Consider the following 17533-nt stretch of genomic DNA (forward strand, 5'->3'; position numbering starts at 1 on the left):
GAAGAACACGCACAGCTTCGGGTTCGCTGTCACCGCTGCAAAGGCCTGGGCGATCTGGGCGCTGTTCATGCCGGCGAAATCGCAGCCACTGAAGCCGCAACCGCTATTTTTACTTTAATATCATTTTTCATCCGATATCTTTCCCCCTTATTAATCTTTTATGTATAGTATTACATTTATAATTATTTACCTAATATTCTGCTATTAAGATACTATAACTTCAAAAGATATACATAAATTTATATTTAAAAATAGGGGCTTATCGATAATCAAAAAGCGGCTCCTAAGCAAACGCCAATTTGACGTTTGCTTTGCATAAAAATTTCACTTACCGATCGCTCCGTCTTCTGCGGAAGCTGTGTCCTTTGTCACGGTACATGTTAAAGTCAGACTCCGTGAGCAGCGCGTCAAAATCGGTCACCTTGCCGCACCTGCAGGCATAGCCGATTGCCATGCTGATGCCATTGTTGACCGCGCTCTGGCGCATATGATGGATCAACAGGCGGATATCCCGTTCCTCCAAATCTTCAGTCACGACGACGAACTCGTCGCCGCCGGTCCGGAAAACGCTGTCCTCACCCGCACATTCTCGGAGCACCCGCGCCGTTTCACTGATCAGTACATCACCGGCGTGATGGCCTTGGGTATCGTTGGTGTTTTTCAATCCATTCAAATCGATAGAAATCACGCCCAAGGTGCCGTCACCCTGCCATGCCTGGATGCGCTGTTCCAGCGCCCAGCGGTTGCCCGCGCCGGTCAGCTGGTCGATCAGGCTTTGTTTCTCCAGCTCCCGCATGCTGTTCCGGTTGCGGACCATCACCGCGATGAAATCCGTCAGCGTCGAATACAAGACGCTTCCAGTATTAAAGCTTTCTTCCGACGGGTTGACAACCAGTGTAAAGCCTTCCGTCTGATTCTGAAGGAGCAGATGGCCGGAGACAAAGCTGTGCACGCCGTGGATTCGGAATGAGAAATTCGGATGAACCTTCTGGTATGCGTCCATATCGCGGACCATGACCAGATGCTCTGAAATAAACTGGGTGTACAGTGCCCGAAGCTCGGTCTTCGGGATGCTCTGCAGCTCCGCCTGAAGCGGGACAACACCCGGCGCCGTCCATTCGTAGGTGGCGCTGACGGTATTATCGTCCCCCTCTTCAAAAATGAGGAAGCGCTCCGGCTGCATGTTCTCAGCGATGCTCGAGATGGTCTTCTCAATGCCCATTTCAGGGTCAGCCTCCTGCATCCCGCGGAAGATGGCCTCGTTCGCCCGCATTTCCTGGTAAAACAGCTCCCGTTCTTTCGCCATGGAGTCGAGATATTCGTTCAGGTTAAAGGCAATGGTCATCTTCAACGTGCGATTCTCCCAGATGGTCAGGAAAGAACGAACGATTAGATTTTCCCCGGTTTTATGGTTCATATGATTGGCCGAAAACGCGCGGTCCATCCGCAGCATCAAGTTGGGGCAGTCCCGGCACGGCGTGTCAAAGCCCTCGAGTGTCCGATAACAGCGGCATCCTTCCAAGCTGGCGTCCGAATCGACGCCGAGAACTTTCCGTGCAGCTTGGTTGAGATAGACCAGCTCGTAAGAATCCGGATCGCTGATGACAACGTGTTCCGGCAGATCATCCAGCACTTCCCGCCTGATGTAGATGCGGTCTTCCGTGTAGGGTTTGTCTCCAAACGCCTCTTTTTCCGCGCTGCTCAGCCTCCGGATCAACAACTGAAGCATTTCATCAAGACTCAGCACCTCCGAGCCGTACACCACCGCATGGGTCAGCACCGGAACGCCTTGTATCCCCTGCTGCTTCCACAATAGCGGCAGCATCTCCGCTACCGTTTTGAGTTTTTCTTCCACATTCCCCATGCTTTTCCGCTGGCAAAAGCAGAGGAAACAGCAGAGGCCGATCCGCGCAATCGTCCATCCAGGCGTCAACACTTTCCGAAGGGCCTCCGATATTCTCGTTAGAATCACTTTCCCATTCTCGGTGCTGTTGCGCATCACTTCCGCGAAGGCGGGCACATCAATCAAAAGCCCAGTATAATCTAAGTTTTTCAAACGGAAATGGTCCGCGTAGAGCAGGCCGGCCTCAATCGCGCCTCGGAAGCTCAACAGGCCTGTTTCCGGATCGACCAGCCCCAGACGGTTTTCTTCCTCTCGGTTTTCCGGCGCGCTGCCCCAGACCATGTTCAGTGTTCCCGCAATTTCCTTTTCCCGATACCAGGGGGCGCGGTCCACCCGGACGTCCTGAAGCCGGCCATCGACCAGCGCCATCTCCTCTACTGCACCGGCTTCCTCCCCGTCGCCTTGTATTTTCTCCCCGTTCAGGCTCAGCTCTGCTGCGTCGAAGTGGCAGCCGATGTCTTCCGTCTTTTTTCCCAAAAACGCTGACGCATCGCGAACGCCTTCCTTCTCCTTAAGGCTTTGACTGGCGCCGAGAACCCGTCCGTCTCGGTCTTCCCAGTAAAATAAATAGGGCGACGTTTCGCAAAGCGTCCGGAAAAGATTGGCTTCGTCCGAAATTTCCGGACGGGTGGTTTTGCCTTCCGATATGCCGAAAGACCGGCAGAACTCCGGAAGAAGGGTCTCACGGTCGCGCTTCCGCTCCCAGATATCCTCCCGTTCACAAAGGAGGATATTCTTCGCCGTGCTCTTGTAAAGCATCAGCGCCTCGAACACCGACCAGCGGTACGTGCCGTCCGCCCGGCGGATGCGCACCACTTCAGATTGGATCGATCCATTCTCGATTCTGGTTTGAGTTTCCACTTGTTCCGGGGTGATGAACGCCAAAAAACGCGCCCGGTCATCCGGATAAACCAGATGATCCACGAAAAAGCTGATAAAATCGCGCATCGTGTGAGGCGCCCGCTGCCGATTCACCTCCGGATGGTTGGAGCGCAGCACACTGACCGCGTCCTTGCTGCGGTCGAACAGATAAAACCCTTCGTAAAACTGGAAGATATTGCGCAGTGTCTGATCCAGCGTTTTCGCTTGTTGGAGTGCTTCGTTATTGCTGATGTTGTAAAGGTGAGCCTCGCCGACCCACAGGCGCTTGTCCCCGGCAATCCAGCGGACACTCACCCGCATGTACTGGCCATTATCCGCGTAGGTCAGGGTTTCCTCCGACTTCGACCACAGTGCCTTCGTCATCAGGTGCTGAAACCGGCCACGAAAAGGATACCTCGCGTCTACAAGGTTGGCGTTGGCTTCAGCCATGTCCCGAGTGCCGGTGCTTCTCAATTCCCGCTTGTAGGCGTCATTTTCGATGAGAAGGGAAATATCCGTTCCGTCGAAGCTGAAGAGTGCCGTGGGCGAATCGGAAATCACGTTGACGCTTTCCGCTGCATCCATCAAATGGGCTTCCTCCGGCCGCTCTATCCGAAGGCCTTTGCCGTGGATGAAAGAAAATGTATCGTCATACCGCATTGGCCGCCCGTAGAAATACCCCTGGATCCGTCCGCAGCCGATCTTTTTCAGGAAAGCGACCTGTTCCTTTGTCTCTACCCCCTCGGCCAGCGTCTGCACGTCCAGCATCCTGGCCATGGTCACCACCGAGGTGATGATCTGCCGGCTTCGGTCGTCAAAATGGCTGAAAAAGCCCATATCGATCTTGATCACGTCAAAATGGTAGTTGTGGAGAGAATTCATCGAGGAGTACTCGCTGCCGAAATCGTCCATCCACACCTGATAGCCGGCCTGCTGAAATTGGCAAATTGTCCTGGACATGCTCAGATGGTTTCTAATCATGACCCGTTCGGTGATTTCAAAGCAGAGCACGGTTTTCGGAATCTGGTAGCGCGCAACCGTCTTCTCAATGGTTTCGATGGGGTTGGCCACTTCAAAATCGTAGGCCGAAAGATTCATCGAGACGGGAACCAGTGGCAGGCCGTTGTCCATACGGTCGCGGATCAGCCGGGCCACCTGTTCGAGGACGTAGCGGTCCAGACGGTTGATGAGCTGCGCTTCCTCCAGCACCGGAATGAAGACGTTGGGGAAAATCATACCGAGGGCCGGATCTTCCCAACGCGCCAGCGCTTCAAACCCGCACAATTTTCCGGTCAAGGTCCGGATCACCGGCTGAAAATACACCTTGATGTAATGCTTCTTCAGCGCCTCGTTGAAATGACGCAGGACATAGCTTTTATTGGCAAGTCTTTCACCCATCTCGGGCTGGTAGATGGCGACGCTGCGGTTGCCGTCTCTTTTGATGCTGTCGCAGGCAATTTTGGCCGAGTCAAAGGCGTGGCGCAGCGTGTCCAGCGTATCCTCTTCCGTCGCTTTGTAAATCCCTGCCTTCATTTGGATCCCGTCGTCGTGGATGTAGCCGTTCACCTCATTGCAGACCTGCTCCAGCTTCACTTCGAGATCCGCTGACGGCAGCAGCGCAGCGAAATGGTCCGCCGTCAGGTGGCCGACCAAAGCGCCTGGAAAAAATCCGGTAATGGTCTCGGCCATTTTCTCCAGGCAACGATCCCCCTGGCGCATGCCGTACTGTCTATTGTATTCTTTAAAGCTGGTCGCATTAAAGCTGACCGGGCAGAGCTCGCGCACCGCAGCAGTGTTTTGCCGCTTTTGCACTTCTTTGAGCGCTGCTTGCAAGAAATCGTGCATGCCCAGCACGCCCGTTTTATCCTTTTCCCTCAAATCGCTTGCCATCTCCTCTGACGAGAAGAGCAAGAGCACATAAGCCTGGCCAAAGGGGGTCTCCTTCAGCGTGCCGACCCCCTCCGCCTTCCTAAAATGCCCTTTTTTGGTTCGATAATGGAAGTGAAACACAAAATGCTCCGGATGCTTGCCGGCAAGCTGTGAAAGGGCCTTGTAATCCTCGTCTTCCATCAGATTCCGAAAGTTGGCAGAAAAAAACGACAGAAAATCCTCCGCGTCTTCGCACTCGTAGAGTGCCGCCGTCTTCTCGTTGGCCATGACGATGCGTTCTGTCCCGTCCGCAAGAACAATGCAGACGCCGCCCTCGATCAGATCAAAATAAGATTGGCACTGTCCCTGCAAATGCGGGTTCTGTTCCGGCCGATTCATCTTCATATCATCCATGCCGCTCACCTCGCGCCGACCCATGCAAATTTAGAAAATAACATTGACATTGCCTCCTTGTTCTCACCGTCTGTTCCCTCATTTTGACCGCCGAAGGGACGCAGCCTGAGCTGAAACACTTCGAGCTTGAACCTTTCCGTCTACCAGACTGGCGTTTCATTTTCATTCATTTCTTTTTGTTTTATATTACCATATTTTTGTGTGCCGAGATAAAAAAAAGCAAACGCCAAAATTGGCGTCTGCCTCTGTATAAAATCTTCCACATCTAATCAAACTGGCTCATCCGCCATTTCCTCAAGTTTTTCCAATAACGTTTGTCTGAGTTTTTCGAATGCCGGGATAAAACTGTCACGGATCATGATGAGCAGCTCGTCAATTTCCGCCTCATTGTAGAGACGAACCGACAGGTTTCGCTTTTTTAACATCATCAGCCAAACTTCGGCGTCATCGACAAAGCCAAATTTATATCCAAGCTGGAGCATCTCTCTCGGCGAGCCTGTGTTGGCTTCGGCAATCCCGTGCTCTCTCATGACCGCCTGCAGCGCTTTCCACGCGAGCTCAAAAGTTAAATTGAACTGCCCAACCACACCCGTTCGATAAATCTCGTTATCATTTGCCATTTCAAAATCTGCCTGCTGCAAAACGGCTAAACAATTCGAAAAATTGTCAAACTTTTTCATAGAGCACGACACCGTCCTTTTTAATTTCATCTTTCAGCGCATCTGAAACGGGATGATTCAAATCAACCACATCAAACATTAAAAGCGAATGGGTTTTTTCTTTAAGGTCCCAATAAAATCCATCGACATCTCCCCCGAGTACAGCGAGATCGATATCGCTTCTTTTTGTATGCGTCCCTCTTGCCCGCGATCCGAATAAAATAACCTTTTCAATTTGGTGCTCATCAGCAAAACGCGTCAAGTCTCTGACGACCCTTCCCGGAATATTGTATTTCATCGCCGATCCCCTCCCAAACCGGAATTATCAAATTTAGTTTTATTTTACCACATTTTTCTGAGCCCTCCGAGCCCAATAAAAAAAGCAAACGCCAAAATTGGCGTCTGCTCTGAATCGGTATAGATCCCTTTATTGGGTCCCGGCCAAAATATCCTGAACCCGGTGCTGCAATTCCGGCACCACTTGTTCCACAAACCACGGATTTTTCTTCTGCCATCTAAAATTGAGCGGGCTCGGGTGCACAATCGGGAAATAGTCCGGCAAATAGTCTTTGTACGCCGCGACGGTTTCGGTCAGATTCCGCTTTTTACGCTTCTTGAGGTAATAATCCGAGGCATACTTACCGACCAGCAAGGTCATCTGAATGTTTGGCATGGTCTGCAGCATGGCCGGATGATAGGTCTCGGCGATGAATTTTCTCGGCGGGAGATCCCCGGTCTTCCCCTTGCCCGGATAATAAAAATCCATGGGCAGAATGGCGATGTCCGGCGAATAAAAAATCGCTCGGTCAATGCCCATCCACTGCATCAGCGTCTCACCCGATTTGTCGTTAAAAGGGATGAGAGTTTCTTCGACCTTCCGGCCCGGCGCCTGCCCGATGATGAGGATTTTCGCCTCCGGACTGACCTTAAATACCGGCGGCACGCCCCGTTTTGTGTAATCCTGATTGCGTTCGTCCGCCTTCAGCTTTTCGACAATGTCCTTGATGGTCATGTGATCCCCCGCTCCTTCCGTGCTCTTTTTAATGATAAATTGATTGTGACACATCATCGCTCGACTGTCTGTTGTTATAACAACACCTTTTTGTCCCTAATAAAAAAGCAAACGCCTATTTTGACGTTTGCCCAAACTGTTTTCTTCTGCTCAGTCCGTGGCATTAATCCACACAGGCCACTTGGTTTTTGCCGCGCCGCTTCGCCAAATACATGGCCTGATCGGCAAGATCCACCATCCGCTGCCAACCACAGCCTTTAGTGGTATAGCCGATGGAGACGGTCAGTGAAATCTCTGTGCCGTCCTCTAGTTTCACTCGCATGCGCCTGATCACTTCCATCAGCTGTGACGCAATCTCTTGAATGTCTTGTCCGGCATCGAGGACGATCCCGACAAATTCTTCACCACCGTAGCGGTAAAAAGGGACTTCCACCTTTTCTCCAAATTCGGCAATGGTCCTTCCCAGCGTCTGCAGGCACAGGTCCCCCGCCAAATGTCCGTAAGTATCGTTCACTTTTCTAAAATCATCAATATCCAGCATCATGACAGCCTGAACGAGATCGCCGATTTCCCGTCCTGCCCGATTCAGCGTGTCGTACAGACCGAGCCGGTTGTTTAACCCTGTCAAGTGGTCGCACCGCCGGCCGCGGTCTGCCTGCGAATACGAATCCCAAATGGTCTCGGCTTCTTTTTCAAGGACCTCTTTTTTATATTGGCGCTGCTGACGCTTTCTTTCTATTTCAAGTTCTTCAACATGTGTTTTTTCTTTTGAAATATCCACGCCGTAGATCACACTCTCGACATGCCCATTTTCGGGATTGTCAATCAGTTGAGCGGTGATTCTTGCCCACCGGATCGAGTGGTCATCGAAATAAGACTGGGTTTCAAGAATGATCTGGTGTTTATTTCTAGCGTACGCTTCCAATTGCGCCTGCCGGTTAAAGGTCTCGAAAAATTTCTCCTGCCCGTCTTTGCTGGGGACGAAGGCACCGACCTTCCGGACCAGTGTATCGACATCCTCGATATTTTGCAAATTTCTGGCATTTTGCGCATGGCCGCCGGAGCTCAGCCACCGGTCCGCCGTCAAATCGACGTGGAACACGCCCTGCCCGTCTGGAATATTTTCGAGGATCGACCGCAGATGACTGGTGTAACGGCGGTGAGAGGTTTTCGTATTGGTGACGTCTTTGCCGTATTCGATGAAGACCTTCCGGCCGTTCCAATGGGTGTAGCGCCCCTTCAATGCGAAAATATGCGCGCCGTCGTCCACTTCAATCTCTTTTTCCGTTTCGGTACCCATCTGCTTCATCGGGCAATGGCCGCACGGCCCGTCCAGGCCGAGCATATACTGATAGCACTTTTCACCATGATACGACTTGTCCGGATGCCCCGAGACCTGCCGCGTCATTGCATTGGCAAAGACCATGGTGTAATCCTCCGGGCAGCAGACTTGGATAAACTGCCCGGAGTGGTCGACCAAATCAATCAGGTTGTCGAAATCGACATCGCTTTCCATCGGCTGAAGGACCGCCGTATTGTCCCGCGCGATCTTGTCTTCAAAAGACACCAAATACTCGCTGAACGCCGCCGCGCTCATGGGCTTCGCGTAATAATACCCCTGAATATAATCGCAGCGGTGCCGCTTCAGGAAGTCCAGCTGTTCCGCCGTTTCGACCCCTTCCGCAACGGTTTTTAAACCGATTTTGTGGCACATCTCAATGGTCGAGATGATGACGGCGCGCACCACAGATTTTGTCGCGATCTGATCGATAAAGGATTTGTCGATTTTGACGACGTCGAAGGAATAATCGCCGATCATCCCCAAAGAGGAGTAGCCGCTTCCAAAATCATCCAGCAGAATATGCGCCCCCATCTGCTGAATCTGTTTCAGCAAATAGGCACAGTTCTCTTTTAAGATGGCGACCGACGTTTCGGTGACCTCGTAATTCACAAATCCTTCCGGCAGCGCGCTTCGACCGCCCAAATCGAAAATATCATTGATCAAATGCTCATTGTAAAAATCCTGCCGCGACAAATTGACCGAAACCGGCACGAAGGGCAGGCCCTGCGCCATCATTTTTTCCTGAAAGGCGTAAACCTGCTTCAGCATATAGCGGTCCAGCCGGGTAATCAGTCCCCCTTTTTCCAAAGTCGGAATGAAAAGATTCGGCCCGATCACGCCTCTGGACGGATGGATCCAGCGCACCAAAGCTTCGGCTGACACAATCTTTTCATCTGCTGTTCGAATAATCGGCTGAAAATAAATTTTAAAGTCCTGATGGTTGAGGCTGTTTTGAAAATTGGACAGGATCTCCGCGCGGTCGATATACGATTGGCGCATCGTCTCGTTAAATATCGCACAGCCGCCGTATTCTTCCCGCTCTGCGCATTCTTTGGCGAGAATGGCCCACTCGATCATATTGGATACCGCGGCCTGTCTGTTCTCGATCTCGTAAATCTCGCAGCGCAGATGCATGTGCAGCATCTGGTGGTCGCTGTGCCATTCCATGTTCAGAAGGGCGCTCCAGTTGGTGCTTTCAATGCGTTTTCTTTCGACCAGAAAAACAAACCAGTCCGATTCGATACGGGCCGAGACAGCCGGCTGCAGCCAGCTCGTCTTCAGGCAGTCAAAAACGTAGCGCAGGATCTGGTCGCCGCCGTCGATCCCGAAAATATCGTTGACCGCTTTGAAATTGTAAATATCGAACATCACAATGGCGTAGTCCCTTTGATCGTTTTCCTTCAGAATCCGTTCGGTTTCCCGGATAAAGCCCTTTCTGGAGTAACTCTCGGTCAGCGCGTCGTAATATTCCTGCTCCAAGAGCTTTTTTAACTCATCCCGGTTTCTCGGCAATTTGGCCGCAACCATTTCGCTCTCGCCCACGGTGCTGCAAACCAGCGCGTGTCCCATTTGACCGCCGCCCAAATCCATCTCCACCGCGTCGACAGTTTCGTAGATGCCGCGAATGGGATCCATATAGGTCCGCGGCCCGCAAATGTGATTGGCGACCGGGCAGGGCGGACAGGGTTCATCCAGATTCATCAGGCATCGATGGCATTTCTCGCCTTTTTTTAGCTGCGGATACATCGCTTTGATCGTTGGGTTATAACTGACGATGTTATAATCCTGATCGATGACGTACACGCCAGAGGATTGGTCGCTCATATTTTTCTCTCTCCTATTGAAATTTTTCTCAAACTTACCAATGGTATTATATCATACTATTGAAAATTTGAAAACGATCACTGTGAGACCGCAAAAAAATCGGCAGCCGGTTCGCCATGCAAACCGAGACCGCCGATGGCTGGCGCTTCTTTTATTTTACAGCGTCCAACGCCTCATCAATTGGCGTATCGCCGCCGGTCATATAGATGACTTTGCCGAAGGTGTTCGGCCGATCGAGCACCCCGGCGAGAACTGCCGCGACGTCCGCAATCGGGTTGGTCGTGCCGTGTTCGGGATTCACCTCAATTTTGCCCGCCGCCGGTGCTTCCGTCAGGACGGACGGCCCGACGATGGTGTAATCGAGCGCGGTGTTGCGGATCAGCCATTGATCGGCGAAAAATCGAGCGATATCGTAATTCACAATCGATGCGAGGGACGGTTCGCCCTGCCATTTTTCAGGCTGGAGGGAATAGATCGAGCTCAGCTGAATGTAGCGCTTGACTCCGGCCCTTTCGCAGGCCTGCATCAGTTTGACGCAGCCGAAAGCGTCGGTCTGCAGCAAATCTTTTCCCCGGGAGCCCGCGAGAAAATACACAGCGTCCATGCCCGCGACCTGTTCCGCCAGGGCGTCGACCGCTCCGTGAAGGTCCAGCGCCTGAGGAAAGATGTTGGCCCCTTTGACAATGGTGTCCGGATGGCGCGAACCCGCGTAAACCGCGTGCCCCTGCCCCGCCAGAATGCGGATGGTTGCTGTAGCGACCCGGCCGCTGCCGCCGGCTGCAAAGATTTTCACAATGACCACCTCCGTTTGTCTTATTTTCTCATCTTACCAAATCTCAGCGCGAAATGGTCGATGTATTTTTATAAGTGCACTTTTCTTAAAGAAAGTGTTCTGAGAACCCATACGCTGCCGCCGATGGCTTTTCTAAACGATAACGTCACGCCTCAAATAAATAAGGGGCGAAACAAATAGGCAAATAATGTATCCCTTCTTTTTTGCTAACATCTTTCTGTGACAAGACGTACAATTCCCCAGCGCTGGCAGACCATTTTTCTTTAAATGCGTTCAGCGATGCGTGGCGGCCCGTTCCAGAGGACTTGACCTCAATGGCAGAGACCTTTGTCCCCTTGGTAAAAAGAAAGTCGATTTCGTAGTAATGCGTGCTGTTTTTTTTCTTCCACGTGTGATAATACAATTCTCGGCCGGAAGCCGCCAACATCTGGGCGACCACATTCTCGTACAGATATCCTAGATTCGCGGGCAATTTGTCAGAAAGCAACTGCGTGTAAAGGACATTTTCGATTTCTGGCCTGTCCATAAAGAGCAGCGTGACAAACAAACCGGTATCCGCAATATAAAGTTTATAACTATCCAAATCTTGACTGGCTGATAGGCTGACCCTCGGGTCAGTTGAATTGCTGCAAAACAATACGGTTTTGGAGTCAATCAACTCACTGATCATCTCCTCTTTAACCGTATGCGTCATTCTGCCAATCGTGCTCGGCACGTAAAACCGCCTGACATCTCTTGCGAGTTGAGCCGGAATCGCGTGAAAAATCTTTGCCGTGCGCCCCGTCGCATCGATTTTTTGAAAATCTTCTTCGTAAAGCCCAATGATTTCTCTTTTAATTCGATCGATCTCTGCAAAGTTCTTGCCTTCTGTGTAAGCTTCCACTGCCTGAGGCATCCCGCCAACTGCCATATAAATTCTAAAATCCCGCATGATTTTACGGATGGTCTGCCCGATTGGTTTACCTGTTTCGTAAATTTTCCGATTCAACGCGTACATCTGACTGCCTGATACCAAGCAAAATTCTTCGTAATCCATCGGATAAATCTGAATTTTCATTTCTTCCGACGGAATCAAAATATCGCGTACATTTTTTCTGATGGAAATGAGCGATCCAGTTTCAATATAATGATAGCGCCCATCCTTTACCAAATGTTTGATGGCCTGCCTTGCTTTCGGGAAGAGCTGAACTTCATCAAAAATGACAACGGAATGCCCGACGATGAGCGAAACCCCGGTTGCCGCCTGAAGTCTGAGAAAAAATAAATCTAAATCGCCAATATCATCAAAACAGGCGAGCACTTCTCCAGAAGCATTGCTAAAATCGATCAGCAAATACGCGTCGTATTCTTTTTCTGCAAAATGCTGGGCGATTGTCGATTTTCCGACACGTCTCGCCCCTTCCAGCAAAACGGCGTACCGATCTGCATATCGATTTTTCCAATCCAAAAGTTTCTGATAGGCTTTTCTCTCAAAATACATGATTCACTCCTCCTATACCTTTATTTTAAGGGGAAGTTTACATTTCTTCAAGATTATTTTTACCAAAATCTGCAGTTTCTTCAAAACTTTTTTTGCCAAAAATTGCAGTTTCTTCAAGATTTTGATCATCACACAAAAAAAGAAGGCCCCTGACGAGAGAGGCCTGAAGCTTAATGAATCAAATACCCGCCGAGGAACACGCAGAGCACCACCAGCGGCAAAATATAAGTCAGATAGGTTTTGGTCAAGGGCGATTCCGGCATGGCGAGTCCCTTGCCGGTGTTCACCTCGTGGATGAAGCCGTCGTAGCCCCAGCCCATCTTGGTGACGCAGAAGAGCAAATAGACCAGCGAGCCGAGGGGCATCAGGTTATTGCTCAAGATGAAGTCCTCGAAATCGAGAATCGTCGTGCCGACGCCCATCGGGTGCACGCCCGAGAGCACCGAGAAGCCCATGGCGCAGGGCAGCGACAGCAGGATCATCGCGATCGTGTTGATCAGGCAGGAGGTCTTCACCGAAACGCCTTTTAAATCGGTCATGTAGGCGACGATGTTCTGGAACACCGCGATGACCGTCGACATGGCCGCGAAGGTCATGAACAAAAAGAACAGCGCGCCCCAGATCTGGCCGTGGGGCATGTGGTTGAACACGTTGGGCAGGGTGATGAAGATCAGTGACGGCCCGGCCGTCGGCGTCACGCCGTAGGCAAAGCAGGCCGGGAAGATGATCAGCCCGGCCAAAATGGCCACAAAGGTGTCGAGGGCTGAAATCGTGACCGCTTCTCCCATGAGCCGCTTGTCCCGGTCGATGTACGAGCCGAAAATCGCCATCGATCCGGTGCCGATGCTCAGCGTGAAGAAGGCCTGGCCCATCGCCGCGAATATCGTCTTGCTGATGCCGTATTTGACCATGTGGTGCAGGTTGGGCTTTAAATAAAAGGCGATGCCCTTTGCAGCGCCGGGCAGCCGCGCGGAGTTGACCGCCAGCGCCGCCATCAGCACAATGAGAGCCACCATCATCACTTTGACGATGCGCTCGACCCCGCCCTGGAGGCCGCCGGCGCAGACGCCGAAGCCGATCAGCACGACCACGATCATAAAACCGACGCAAAGCCTCGGATCGGCGGTGACTGCCGCAAAGGCCGCGGCGATCTGCGCGGCGTTCATCCCGACAAAATCGCCACGGATCATCTTGAAAAAGAACAAAATCATCCAGCCGGAGATCGTCGTGTAATACATCATGAGCAAATAATTGCCGGCCATCGCAAAGTATTTGTAAATGTGCCATTTCGATCCCTTCGGCTCCAGCTGCTCGAAGGACAACGCCGTCGAGCGCCGGCTCGCCCGGCCCACGGCGAATTCCACGGTCATGATCGGAATGCCGAGGATCAGCAGGAAAAACAGGTACAAAATGACAAAGGCGCCGCCGCCGTAGCGGCCGGTGATGTAAGGAAAGCGCCAGACGTTGCCGAGGCCGATGGCGCAGCCGGCCGACACCAGAATAAAGCCCAGCCGGCTCGAAAAGGTTTCTCTTTTTTGATCTGCCATAAAAGTCCTTTCTTTAATGAATCAAATAGCCGCCGAGGAAGACGCAGAAGACGACAAAGGGCAGCACGTAAGTCAGATAGATTTTTGAGACGCCGCCTTCGGGCATGCGAAGGCCTTCCCCTTCGTTGGCCTCGTGAATGAAGCCGTCGTAGCCCCAGCCGCTCTTGGTGACGCAGAACAGCAGATAAATCATCGAGCCGATGGGCATCAGGTTGTTGCTCAAGATAAAGTCTTCAAAATCGAGAATCGTCGTGCCGACCCCCATCGGATGCACACCGGAGAGCACCGAAAAGCCCAGAGCGCAGGGCAGTGACAGCAGGATCACAACGGCCCCATTGATCAGACAGGCTTTTTTCACCGAAACCGACGTCAGATCCGTCGCGTAGGACACGATGTTTTGAAACACCGCGAGAACAGTCGACAGCGCCGCAAAGGTCATGAACACGAAAAACAGCGCCCCCCAGATCTGGCCGTGGGGCATGTGGTTGAACACGTTGGGCAAGGTGATGAAGATCAAAGACGGCCCGGCCGTCGGCGTCACCCCGTAGGCGAAGCAGGCCGGGAAGATGATCAGCCCCGCGAGGATGGCCACCAGGGTATCCAGCGCCGAAATCGTCACCGATTCGCCGAGCAGGCGCTTTTCTTTCCCAATGTACGAGCCGAAAATGGCCATCGCGCCGATGCCGATGCTCAAGGTGAAGAAGGCCTGGCCCATGGCCGCGAAAATGGTCCGCCCGATGCCGTACTGAACCATGTGGTGAAAATTCGGCGTCAGGTAAAACCGAAGCCCCTTCGAGGCGCCGGGCAGCCGCACCGAATTGACCGCCAGCACGATCATCAGCACGATCAGCGCCGTCATCATCACCTTGACGATCCGTTCGACCCCGCCCTGGAGGCCGCCGGCGCAGATCGCAAAGCCGAGCACCACCACCAGCACCATAAAGCCGACACAAAGCCACGGATTCTGGGTCACCTGAGTAAAAGCGGCCGCGATTTGATTGGGGCTCATCCCGGTGAAATCGCCGCGCAGCATCTTGACGAAAAACAAGATCAGCCAGCCGCAGATGGTCGTGTAATACATCATCAAAAGGTAATTTCCAGCCATCGCAAACCATTTGTAGACGTGCCATTTTGTGCCTTCCGGCTCGAGGCGTTCAAAGGACATCGCCGTCGAGCGCCGGCTCGCCCGGCCCACGGCGAATTCCGCCGTCATGACCGGAATGCCGAGAATCACTAAAAAGAACAAATACAAAAGCACAAAGGCGCCGCCGCCGTACTTCCCTGTGATGTAGGGAAACCGCCAGACATTCCCAAGGCCGATGGCGCAGCCGGCGGAGACCAGAATAAACCCCAATCGGTTCGAGAATGTCTCTCTTTTTTTCTCCATAAAATGAATTCTCCTCTACTTAATTTCTTATTTGCTCGAATATTGTCCGATCGACAGCTACCCTAAATAGCCGCCGATCATGATCACCGCGATGAGAACCGGCAGCACCACACCCATGTAAAACCGGCTGGCGCGCCCGCCGGGGAAGCGCAGGCCCGTCCCGGTGTTGACTTCCGACAAAAAGCCGTCGAAGCCCCAGCCCGCTCTGGCTGTGATAAACAGCACGTAAATGATGGAGCCGACGGGCACGATGTTGCTCGACACGAGGAAATCCTCGAGATCGAGAATCGTCGACCCAGCGCCCAGGGGCTGGACGAACGACAAGACGTTGAAGCCCAGCGCGCAGGGCAGCGACAATACAATCAGCAGCACCGCGTTGACGGCGCAGCTTTTCTTGAGGGGCAGGCCCGTCACATCGCGGAAATTGGCGATGATGTTCTGAAACACGGCGATCACCGTCGACAGCGCCGCGAAGGTCATGAACAAAAAGAACAGCGCGCCCCAGAACCGGCCATTGGGCATATGGTTGAACACGTTGGGCAGGGTGATGAAAATCAAAGGCGGCCCGGAGGTCGGCTTGACCCCGTAGGAAAAACACGCCGGGAAGATCACCACACCGGCGAGGATCGCGATCACCGTGTCCAGCGCCGCAATGGTCACCCCTTCGCCGAAGAGGCGCTTCTCTTTGCCGATATAAGCCCCGAAAATTCCCATGGAGCCGATGCCGACGCCGAGGGTGAACAGCGACTGGCCCATCGCCGCGTAAATCGTCTCCGGCAGGGTGTGCAGGGTGAGCTCGCCTGGGGTGGGCTTCAAATAAAAAGCCATTCCGGCCTTGGCGCCGGGCAGCCGCAGAGAATTGACGGCGAGCAGCACCATCAGCACAAAAAGCGCAACCATGATGCCCTTGGTAATCCGCTCGACCCCGCCCTGGAGTCCGCCGGCGCAGATGCCAAAACCGAGGGCCACGATGACCGCCATGAAGACCACGGACACCACCGGGCTGGCGGTCGTCGCCCCAAAGGCCTGAGCCACGCCCGCGCTTTTCAAGCCGACAAAATCACCGCGGGCCGTCTTGAAAAAATACAGCAGAATCCAGCCGGCGATGGTCGTGTAATACATCATCAAAAGGTAATTGCCGGCCATCGCGATCCATTTGTAGGCGTGCCACTTCGTCCCTTCCGGTTCGAGCACGTCGAAAGAGCGCATCACGCTCTTCCGGCTGGCTCGCCCGACGGACAGCTCCGCCGTCACAATCGGAATCCCGAGAATCAGCAGAAACAGAATGTAGATCGCCACAAAGAGCCCCCCGCCGTATTTCCCTGTGATGTAAGGGAAGCGCCAGACGTTGCCGAGGCCGATGGCGCAGCCGGCCGAGGTCAGAATAAAGCCCAGCCGGCTCGAAAATTTTTCTTCATTGGTTTGATTGGTCATGTGCGTTTTGTCCTCAAATGGATTAAGATAGATTTAAACAATGGTTTTTATTCTACCACATTTATGGGCAATCGTCACAAATCTTTAAAGCCATTTTAAAGTAATTGCCGATAAAATAAGGTCTTGCTTAAGAACGAAAACACAAGAACACGATGATCGATAAAGGAGGTCATGATATGAGTGTACTCACCATTACAAAAGATAACTTTGAACAAAGCGTGCTGCAGGCTGACAAGCCGGTGCTCCTCGATTTCTGGGCCAGCTGGTGCGGTCCGTGCAAAATGGTCTCGCCGATGGTCGACCAAATTGCCGAAGAACACGACGAATTCATCGTCGGCAAGGTCAACGTCGACGAAGAACCGGATATCGCCAAACAATACGGCATCATGAGCATCCCGACGCTGATGGTCTTCAAAAACGGCGAAATCACCAACCGCCAGGTCGGTGCGATCCCGAAGGACCGCATTCTCGCCCTTTTGGACTAATTTTAACGGACACGCAAAAACGGCCAGCCGAAAATTTCGGCTGGCCGTTTTTTGAATATGCCGCTTTAGCCCGCAATGGCGCGCACGGTGTTTTCGTACACTTCCGCCAAGGTGTGACGGCTTAAATCCTCTTCAAAATCGCGGTGAATGGCTTCGAGAATATCGTCCAGCGCGAAGTGAATGTTGCGGCCGACCGGGCACTTGAGGTTGGGATTGCTGTGAAAACGGAACAGCGCTTCCTCCCCGTGGGTTTCCACCGCGCGGTACACGTCCCGAAATGTGATCTGATCCAGCGGCCGGGTAATGGCCATGCCGCCCGGGCCGCGCTTCACTGCAATCAGCCCCGCTTTTTTGAGCTGACCCATGATGTTGCGGATGATCACCGGGTTGCTGCCCACACTCGCTGCCAGAAATTCACTGGTCACCTTTTGATCCTTTGAAAAATAAGCGGTCGCCGTCAGTACGTGAATGGCGATCGTAAATTTTGTTGAAACCTGCATTGCCTGCCTCCTATCAAAACGAA

General features: G+C 52.6%; 12 protein-coding genes. 1 reads left to right on the forward strand and 11 read right to left on the reverse strand.

Going from position 1 to position 17533, the window contains the following annotated elements; all coding sequences use genetic code 11:
* Nucleotides 1-328 precede the first annotated feature (328 nt).
* The 10 genes from FYJ52_RS05305 to FYJ52_RS05350 all read right to left on the reverse strand — a co-directional run bounded on the left by FYJ52_RS05305 (nucleotide 329) and on the right by FYJ52_RS05350 (nucleotide 16525).
* Nucleotides 329-5047: an EAL domain-containing protein gene (locus tag FYJ52_RS05305; RefSeq protein ID WP_205960770.1), complete on the reverse strand. Its 4719-nt coding sequence runs from the start codon at nucleotides 5045-5047 to the stop codon at nucleotides 329-331.
* Nucleotides 5048-5316: 269 nt separating this feature from the next.
* Entirely contained in the window at nucleotides 5317-5667 is a 351-nt protein-coding gene (locus tag FYJ52_RS05310) for an HI0074 family nucleotidyltransferase substrate-binding subunit (RefSeq protein ID WP_235901545.1), read from the reverse strand.
* A 46-nt stretch (nucleotides 5668-5713) separates the two neighbouring features.
* Complete coding sequence (locus tag FYJ52_RS05315) at nucleotides 5714-6004, reverse strand: nucleotidyltransferase domain-containing protein (protein ID WP_154576188.1); 291 nt, start codon at nucleotides 6002-6004, stop codon at nucleotides 5714-5716.
* Between the two features lie 129 nt (nucleotides 6005-6133).
* The gene (locus FYJ52_RS05320; protein ID WP_154576189.1) at nucleotides 6134-6718 is read right to left on the reverse strand and encodes a uracil-DNA glycosylase family protein; all 585 of its coding nucleotides are present in this window, start codon (nucleotides 6716-6718) and stop codon (nucleotides 6134-6136) included.
* Between the two features lie 163 nt (nucleotides 6719-6881).
* Nucleotides 6882-9884 (reverse strand): EAL domain-containing protein, encoded by a 3003-nt coding sequence (locus FYJ52_RS05325; protein ID WP_154576190.1) that lies wholly within the window; start codon nucleotides 9882-9884, stop codon nucleotides 6882-6884.
* A 151-nt stretch (nucleotides 9885-10035) separates the two neighbouring features.
* Entirely contained in the window at nucleotides 10036-10677 is a 642-nt protein-coding gene (locus tag FYJ52_RS05330) for an NAD(P)H-binding protein (RefSeq protein ID WP_205960771.1), read from the reverse strand.
* Nucleotides 10678-10822: 145 nt separating this feature from the next.
* Entirely contained in the window at nucleotides 10823-12157 is a 1335-nt protein-coding gene (locus FYJ52_RS05335; protein ID WP_154576191.1) for an ATP-binding protein, read from the reverse strand.
* A gap of 170 nt (nucleotides 12158-12327) precedes the next feature.
* On the reverse strand, nucleotides 12328-13704 hold the full coding sequence (locus FYJ52_RS05340) for a sodium-dependent transporter (RefSeq protein WP_154576192.1): 1377 nt from the start codon (nucleotides 13702-13704) through the stop codon (nucleotides 12328-12330).
* A 13-nt stretch (nucleotides 13705-13717) separates the two neighbouring features.
* Nucleotides 13718-15091, reverse strand: a complete 1374-nt coding sequence (locus tag FYJ52_RS05345; protein WP_154576193.1) for a sodium-dependent transporter — start codon at nucleotides 15089-15091, stop codon at nucleotides 13718-13720.
* A gap of 57 nt (nucleotides 15092-15148) precedes the next feature.
* Nucleotides 15149-16525, reverse strand: a complete 1377-nt coding sequence (locus FYJ52_RS05350; RefSeq protein ID WP_154576194.1) for a sodium-dependent transporter — start codon at nucleotides 16523-16525, stop codon at nucleotides 15149-15151.
* Between the two features lie 176 nt (nucleotides 16526-16701).
* Between FYJ52_RS05350 and trxA the strand changes: the two genes are divergently transcribed.
* The gene (gene trxA, locus FYJ52_RS05355; RefSeq protein WP_154576195.1) at nucleotides 16702-17010 is read left to right on the forward strand and encodes a thioredoxin; all 309 of its coding nucleotides are present in this window, start codon (nucleotides 16702-16704) and stop codon (nucleotides 17008-17010) included.
* Nucleotides 17011-17075: 65 nt separating this feature from the next.
* Here the strand turns inward: trxA and FYJ52_RS05360 are convergent, their stop codons facing one another.
* The gene (locus FYJ52_RS05360) at nucleotides 17076-17510 is read right to left on the reverse strand and encodes an Rrf2 family transcriptional regulator (protein WP_154576196.1); all 435 of its coding nucleotides are present in this window, start codon (nucleotides 17508-17510) and stop codon (nucleotides 17076-17078) included.
* Nucleotides 17511-17533: the final 23 nt, after the last annotated feature.

Origin of the sequence: Pseudoramibacter porci (genome assembly GCF_009696145.1) — a bacterium.
Classification (GTDB): domain Bacteria; phylum Bacillota; class Clostridia; order Eubacteriales; family Eubacteriaceae; genus Pseudoramibacter; species Pseudoramibacter porci.

Coding starts and splice junctions, on each gene's coding strand:
- trxA (WP_154576195.1), top strand. CDS start 16,702: ATGAGTGTACTCACCATTACAAAAGATAACTTTGAACAAAGCGTGCTG.
- FYJ52_RS05340 (WP_154576192.1), bottom strand. CDS start 13,704: ATGGCAGATCAAAAAAGAGAAACCTTTTCGAGCCGGCTGGGCTTTATT.
- FYJ52_RS05315 (WP_154576188.1), bottom strand. CDS start 6,004: ATGAAATACAATATTCCGGGAAGGGTCGTCAGAGACTTGACGCGTTTT.
- FYJ52_RS05350 (WP_154576194.1), bottom strand. CDS start 16,525: ATGACCAATCAAACCAATGAAGAAAAATTTTCGAGCCGGCTGGGCTTT.
- FYJ52_RS05345 (WP_154576193.1), bottom strand. CDS start 15,091: ATGGAGAAAAAAAGAGAGACATTCTCGAACCGATTGGGGTTTATTCTG.
- FYJ52_RS05335 (WP_154576191.1), bottom strand. CDS start 12,157: ATGTATTTTGAGAGAAAAGCCTATCAGAAACTTTTGGATTGGAAAAAT.
- FYJ52_RS05310 (WP_235901545.1), bottom strand. CDS start 5,667: ATGGCAAATGATAACGAGATTTATCGAACGGGTGTGGTTGGGCAGTTC.
- FYJ52_RS05305 (WP_205960770.1), bottom strand. CDS start 5,047: ATGGATGATATGAAGATGAATCGGCCGGAACAGAACCCGCATTTGCAG.
- FYJ52_RS05360 (WP_154576196.1), bottom strand. CDS start 17,510: ATGCAGGTTTCAACAAAATTTACGATCGCCATTCACGTACTGACGGCG.
- FYJ52_RS05325 (WP_154576190.1), bottom strand. CDS start 9,884: ATGAGCGACCAATCCTCTGGCGTGTACGTCATCGATCAGGATTATAAC.
- FYJ52_RS05320 (WP_154576189.1), bottom strand. CDS start 6,718: ATGACCATCAAGGACATTGTCGAAAAGCTGAAGGCGGACGAACGCAAT.